Below are 6,052 nucleotides of genomic sequence, written 5' to 3' on the forward strand. Positions count from 1 at the left end.
CTCCTGCGATCGCCAATCCGTTACGTGGGGAGAACAACACCCCACGTCCAGTCGCGCCCGAGCAGACAGCAATCGCTGCGGTTCCGCCTCAGCTGATACCGCGGCCCTTCACTTCTGTGACCAGCCTAGAGAACCTCGTAGGGATTGAACCGGTCGCGGAGGCGCTGATCAAGACGCTGGCAGGCAAGGCGCGCACCGGCCGACTGGACGAAATGAAAGCACTCGAGTTGTTGCAGCAGGCAGTGTTGCTGTAGAGAGCCGGGTATCGACGTGCGTTGACCCTTTTTTACCCACTCCGCCGGGCGAGGCGTGTAGAGGCTTTTAGCGATGCGGCGTCGGGCGCGCGCCGACGAGCCGACTAAAGATCGCGGGTCGTCGTTCGATACAACTCGGCGCGCCGACTCGCACGTCAGGATTCACTGGTCGAGGAATGGCCGGAGCTTGTCGGCCCGGCTGGGGTGCATTAGTTTTCGCATCGCCTTGCTCTCGATTTGCCGAATCCGTTCGCGCGTTACATCGAACTGCTTGCCGAGTTCTTCAAGCGTGCAATCCGACGCCGTATCGATACCGAAACGCATGCGCAGCACCTTCGCCTCGCGCGGCGACAGCGCGTTGAGCGCCTCGTCGATCGCAGCGCGCAGGTTCGCGTGCACAGCCGCATCCGCAGGCGATGCCGCCATCGGATCTTCGATCATATCGCCAAGCGTCGCGTCGGCGTCCTCGCCCACCGGCGTCTCAAGCGATACCGGTTGCTTGGCGACCTTCAACATGTCCCGAACCTTCGCCTCCGGCAGTTCCATGCGCTCGGCGAGCAACGCAGGATGAGCTTCCTGTCCGGTCTGCTGCAAAATCTCGCGCGAAATGCGATTAAGCTTGTTGATTGACTCGATCATGTGCACCGGCACGCGAATCGTGCGCGCCTGATCCGCCAGCGAACGCGTGACGGCTTGCCGCACCCACCACGTCGCGTAGGTCGAAAACTTCCAGCCGCGTCGATATTCGAATTTGTCGACGGCTTTCATCAAGCCGATATTTCCTTCCTGAATCAGATCCAGGAAATGCATGCCGCGATTCACGTACTTCTTCGCAATCGAGATCACAAGGCGCAGGTTCGCCTCGATCATCTCGCGTTTCGCCTGACGCATTTTCGATTCGGCTGCCATCATCTGCCGGTTGACTTGCTTTAACCGTTGCAGCGGCAGTACCGCGTTCGCTTCGATATCAATCAGCTTCTGCTGCTCGGCCTGAATCGCTGGCAGACTGCGTTCCAGCGCAGCGCCGTACTCATGCGAGGACGCGGTCGCGGTCTCAGTCCAGCCAAGATCGGTTTCGTGCCCCGGAAATGACGCCACGAACTTCTCCCGCGGCATCCCGCAGCGATCGACGGCGATTTGCAAGATGCTGCGTTCTACCGCCCGTACATGCTTGACTTGCTGATGCACGTCCGCACAAAGCCGGTCGATGGTCCGCGCCGTGAAACGAATCGGCGCCAGTTCGCGCTGGATCGCTTCGCCTATAAGTGCGAAGGCTGTCGCGCCCTTGCCTTCTGCAGCGTCGGTGTGTGGAATTTGATCGAACAGCTCGCGCACTCGCGCAAATATCGCGAGGCTGTCGCTCGTAAGCTGTTGCAGACGCGCTTCGTTCGCCTTCGCCGGATCCTCTTCCTCGATCTCACTGTCCTCGTCGCCGTCCTGCTCGCCCTCCTCGTCGTCGCCATCGGCACCGTCCGTGTCGATGACGGCTGAATCATCCGCGTCTGACACCGGCGGATCGCCCGCCGCGGAGTCTTCATTGAGACCGTCGACCAGTTCGTCGATGCGCAGTTCACCCGCCTCGATTTGCTCCACGCTGGCCAAAATCGTACTGACAGTTGCCGGGCATGCCGCAATCGCCTGAATCATTTCGTGAAGCCCGGCTTCGATGCGCTTGGCGATCTCAACCTCGCCCGCGCGAGTCAACAATTCGGTCCCACCCATTTCACGCATGTACATGCGCACGGGATCGGTCGTGCGCCCAAATTCAGAATCGACGGTGGAGAGCGCGACTTCCGCTTCCTCGTCCGCCTGGTCGTCCGACGCGGCGGCCGGCGCGGCATCGTTCAGGAGCAGCGTCTCGGCGTCAGGCGCTTGCTCATAGACCGCGACGCCCATGTCATTGAAGGTGCCGACAATCGTCTCGATCGCTGCAGTCTGCGCGAAGTTGTCCGGCAAGTAATCGTTGATTTCAGCGTGAGTCAGGTAGCCGCGCTCCTTGCCCAGTTGAATGAGGGCGCGCATTTGGCGCTGCCGTTCTTCGTCCTGCAACGCGGTCGCCGCGGCGTCCATCGGCAGCAAGGCGGCAGCTGCCTTGGTCTTCGAAGCGCGCCGGGCCGAAGCCTTCGGCAGAGATGCGGCCGTGTCTGGTCCTGAATCTTCCCGATCAAAACTTGCCATACATTCTCCTCGACTGGTTTGCCCGGCGATGAGGCCGACGACTATCGGTACCGCGGCCGACGAGCCACGGACAATCATGGCGGCAGATGGGCGCGACTCGTAGGATCGCAACGAGCAATGAACGCGGCCTGCTGACATGAACCGGCCGGTTGGAATAGCGCGATAGCAGCAGCGCAATAAAAGCAGAGTCTAAAATAATATCATGAATTGCTGCGATGCACCAATCGAGTGATTTCACTCGAACGCAACGCCCCTGCTTCGCGTGCGGACCACGCATATCAGCCATCATCGTGCCGTTTGCTCTCGCGATGTCGGTCTTGTTCCTCGGCTTCTTCCTTCCGCCAATCCGGCGGTTCGACGCGGGCGTCCGCCCGATCAGTGACCGGTGCGGCGACGGATCGCTGTCGTGTGCTTTGTCGTTTGCTCGTGAGCTAACAACAGTTGCAGTGTCAGAACAACGCCTTCTGCGCCGCCGCGGCGAGCCTTGACGGCCCTTCAACTACTAGACCAGCGTCCCTCAAAAATGCCATTACGCTTCGTGACGGAGCGTGCAGCTTCCGGGCGAGCATCACGGCGTACTTGCTCACCGGACTATGCGGATGGCAGTTATCGAACGATTCAAGAAGCTCCTGAACGAGTTCGATTGGAACCTTAAACCCAGCTTGGACCGAAAGCACGCGCAACTGGCTTGCCGACAGCGTCGCATTCGCGACCCACGTGAGGTCGTTGGCGCCAGCGGGCGTCCCGCGGGCCGGCACCAGGTAGCTCGGCGTCTCGATGTTCTCGATCAACGGCACGAGCGCACCCCGCTCGACCAGAGCCTGCAGATAACGAAACACCGCTATGTTGGCGGCCTTTTCTCGGCCCGGGTTGACCCAATAACGCTCGCTGAGATACTGCAGCACGTCGAATAAAGCAACTTCGCGTACGGCGGAATCGGTGCTGGCTGGCAAAACAAAGTAACCGAACGCATCGGCCTGCCAGACGCGACGATCGACGCCGAACGTTTCCTCTGCGGGGACTTCGATGTCGACCTCGGGGGGCCACCGGTCACAAGACAGTGCCATTTGGGCCTCCAGCAGCCCCAATTGTTCCGTGTGGTTCAATTGCCGATAGACGGCATTGTCAGCAAAAACAAGAGGCGACGTCCAGGACGAAGGCGCCCGGTCGTCAGCGCGACCCGACATAGACACGCGGTCCCGCTCGTCGCACGGCAGCCGCGGCGAGTGTCGTAGCGCCCTCTCGAGAGGGAAGATCCAACGCTTGTTCTCAACCGAGTGAAGCACGCACTGCCGCAAGTCTGCCCATCCCTGGATGTGGGAAGGGTCCGGCAGGTTGACGACCAGCGCTGGCACCTTGAGCTTCTCGATCCGTTCGACAGGCACCGTTGGAGGCAGCCCAGGGATGGAGAATTCCACGATCAGCTGACCGTCTGCGGTCTCGGCTAGAAAGTCGACCGGAACATGAACGACCTCGATGTCGGCTATTGAGTCGCTCCACTGGATGAGGCGGCTCCGAACGTGAGTGGTATCCTGCTCCCCACCGGCGAGCGGCACTTTGATGAAGCGGCTTTCCAGCAGCACGTGTTGGGCGCCCGCGCGCAACGCATAGTGGGCAGCAAGCCTGCACGTACCCCGGTGTGGGTGCGCGAAGTAGGGAACGCCGCCCTTGGGAACTTTGCGCTGCAGTTCTATGCCACACGCAACGCAGAAGTATGCCGCGCGACTCGAGGCAAAGACATCGCTTGCGGCCGCCACATTCGCCGCTTGGTCTCTTGCGAAAACAATATGCGCAGAGTTGGACATGAGCACGACCGGTCGGGTTGCACGCCCCGGTTTTACCGCATATTTGCTAACTTTTCCTAATTCCAGCAAAAAGGCGTGGTGAATAGGAGACGCAGTGTTCGTCGTTTCTGAAGCTGCCCGGAATAAGCCCAGCTCAATCTGAGCCACGCGACATATCGGAAACGCCGAATAGCGGCGGTGGCACTTCGTTGGCGTGTTAATAACGGGCTGCCCGTCACCGCTCATCGCTTGACGGGATTCTGGAGTCGCTCGGTTTTTCTCGCCGTGCGTCCTCGCTCACCGGAGTGAGATACGCGAATCTTCATCGACCACCCTGCCCCCACGCGTACGGCGGAAACACGTGGCTTTCAGAATTTCTTCACAGAGCTTTTGAACGACGTCACTACAGCAAGCATCCTGGCCGCAGCCCGGGTCAACCAGATAAAGCGCACCGTCAAGCCAATCGAAGACAGCGCGTCTGCCCCCGATTACTGGCTCGCACCCGGCGCGATACCCGCTTTTTTCTGAGCGTCTTGGATGTCTTGCGGATAATGGGTATCGTTGCCTCTGCCAGGGTTGTAGCCCGCGTCTTCGAGCTTCTTCAACTCCGCATTTTTCTTCGCGCGTGCCTGTTTCCGAGCTGCCTTCTTTTCTGCTTTCGTGGTAGGCGCGGCATTTGTCACGTCGGTGGCGGTCGAACCGGCGTCCTGAGCATAAGATAAAGATGCGCCGGAAACGCCCGGAACTAGCACAATCAACGACAGGCCGATACTCTTGAGCTTTGCTTTCATGTCGACTCCTATGATAGTTCCAGTGACATCGTCCGACTACTTACAGTATGGTCAAGCGCTTTAGGAAACTCAGTCGATTCTATTGATCAGTGAAACTCGGTTAAGGAGAAACCCAGCGCATCGCCGCAGCGCGCTTGCCGCCTGATCATTGTATGAGAGTTCCAGGCAGCGATGCTCCGCGGCTAGTATAGCTTTCCCCGCGTCTCTGCGGAACGCGGGCGTGGGGGAGTTATGGATGGTAAAACTAAGGGAATCGAACAGCGAGTGCTTGTGTGGAGTGTTTTATGTTCGAAGCAGCGAAGGTCGGTGCATCGCCGCAACGATTGGCCAACCTGGAAGCGGCGATCGATTACATCGCCGGCACGCCGACACACGCTGGCGAAGTCCGACCGTGGATCCGGAACGTCGAAACCAAGGCGTTCGTAAACATCGGCGGCAGAGTGAAACCCCGAAACGGGGTGCCGCGACGATCCCGCCGTGGCTGGAGCAATGCGCCAGGGGCCAGAAGATCGGCTACGCGCAGGCTTGGACGGGCCTAGCGGAGTACTACGGCGTCGACGGCTCAGCCGACTATGATCCGGAACGATGTGCGGAGCGACCCCAGCGGGTCGCTTGCCCGCGGGGGTCGAGGTTAAAAATTTGAGGACGATCGGGCGCCGCTTACTCGGTCACCTTCACGTTCTGCCACCAGCGAACGCCTGAAGGCAGGTCTCTGATAAACGCGAAGGCACTAGCCTGTTCTCCAGTGAGCTCGATCACACCGCCCTGCAAGATCGCCATCTGCAAGTAGACGAGGTTGGCGAGCGCCAATTCGCCGCGCTCCTCAGCGATGCCGGTCAGCGTCTCGACGGCATCAAGCAACTCAGCGTGGAACTGTTTGGTGTCAGCTGCGAGGCGCAGCGACACATCCGCGTTCCTAATCGCGCCCAATACCGCATCACATTGAGCTTGCGGGTCGTCGGGCCCGTACTGCTCGTGCTTGATCCAGCTTCGGATCACCATGTCATTGAGTACGTCGTCGACGAAATCGGTGCAGGAATAAGTC

At 59.9% G+C, this 6,052-nt stretch carries 4 protein-coding genes and 1 pseudogene; 1 reads left to right on the plus strand and 4 read right to left on the minus strand.

Going from position 1 to position 6,052, the window contains the following annotated elements:
- Nucleotides 1–254: pseudogene (locus AWB67_RS34015) on the plus strand (hypothetical protein); the annotation flags it as partial.
- 162 nt (nt 255–416) lie between these two features.
- On the opposite strand, the gene rpoD reads toward AWB67_RS34015, so the two are convergent.
- From rpoD to AWB67_RS41090, 4 genes are all read right to left on the minus strand, one after another.
- Nucleotides 417–2,432, minus strand: coding sequence for an RNA polymerase sigma factor RpoD (gene rpoD / locus AWB67_RS34020; RefSeq protein WP_087660368.1), 2,016 nt, complete (start codon nt 2,430–2,432; stop codon nt 417–419).
- A 449-nt stretch (nt 2,433–2,881) separates the two neighbouring features.
- Nucleotides 2,882–4,384 carry a competence protein CoiA family protein gene (locus AWB67_RS34025; RefSeq protein ID WP_062642496.1) on the minus strand — a complete coding sequence of 501 codons (1,503 nt, stop codon included), beginning with the start codon at nt 4,382–4,384 and terminating at the stop codon, nt 2,882–2,884.
- A 320-nt stretch (nt 4,385–4,704) separates the two neighbouring features.
- Nucleotides 4,705–5,007 (minus strand): DUF4148 domain-containing protein, encoded by a 303-nt coding sequence (locus tag AWB67_RS34030; protein WP_087660370.1) that lies wholly within the window; start codon nt 5,005–5,007, stop codon nt 4,705–4,707.
- A 660-nt stretch (nt 5,008–5,667) separates the two neighbouring features.
- Nucleotides 5,668–6,052, minus strand: a 385-nt coding sequence (locus tag AWB67_RS41090) for a hypothetical protein (RefSeq protein WP_374729874.1), incomplete at its 5' end; no start/stop codon positions are given.

Source organism: Caballeronia terrestris (assembly GCF_001544515.1).
Lineage (GTDB): Bacteria > Pseudomonadota > Gammaproteobacteria > Burkholderiales > Burkholderiaceae > Caballeronia > Caballeronia terrestris.

Bases quoted from the DNA above. Each gene is read 5' to 3' on its own strand.
- rpoD (WP_087660368.1), bottom strand. From the start codon at position 2,432: ATGGCAAGTTTTGATCGGGAAGATTCAGGACCAGACACGGCCGCATCT.
- AWB67_RS34030 (WP_087660370.1), bottom strand. From the start codon at position 5,007: ATGAAAGCAAAGCTCAAGAGTATCGGCCTGTCGTTGATTGTGCTAGTT.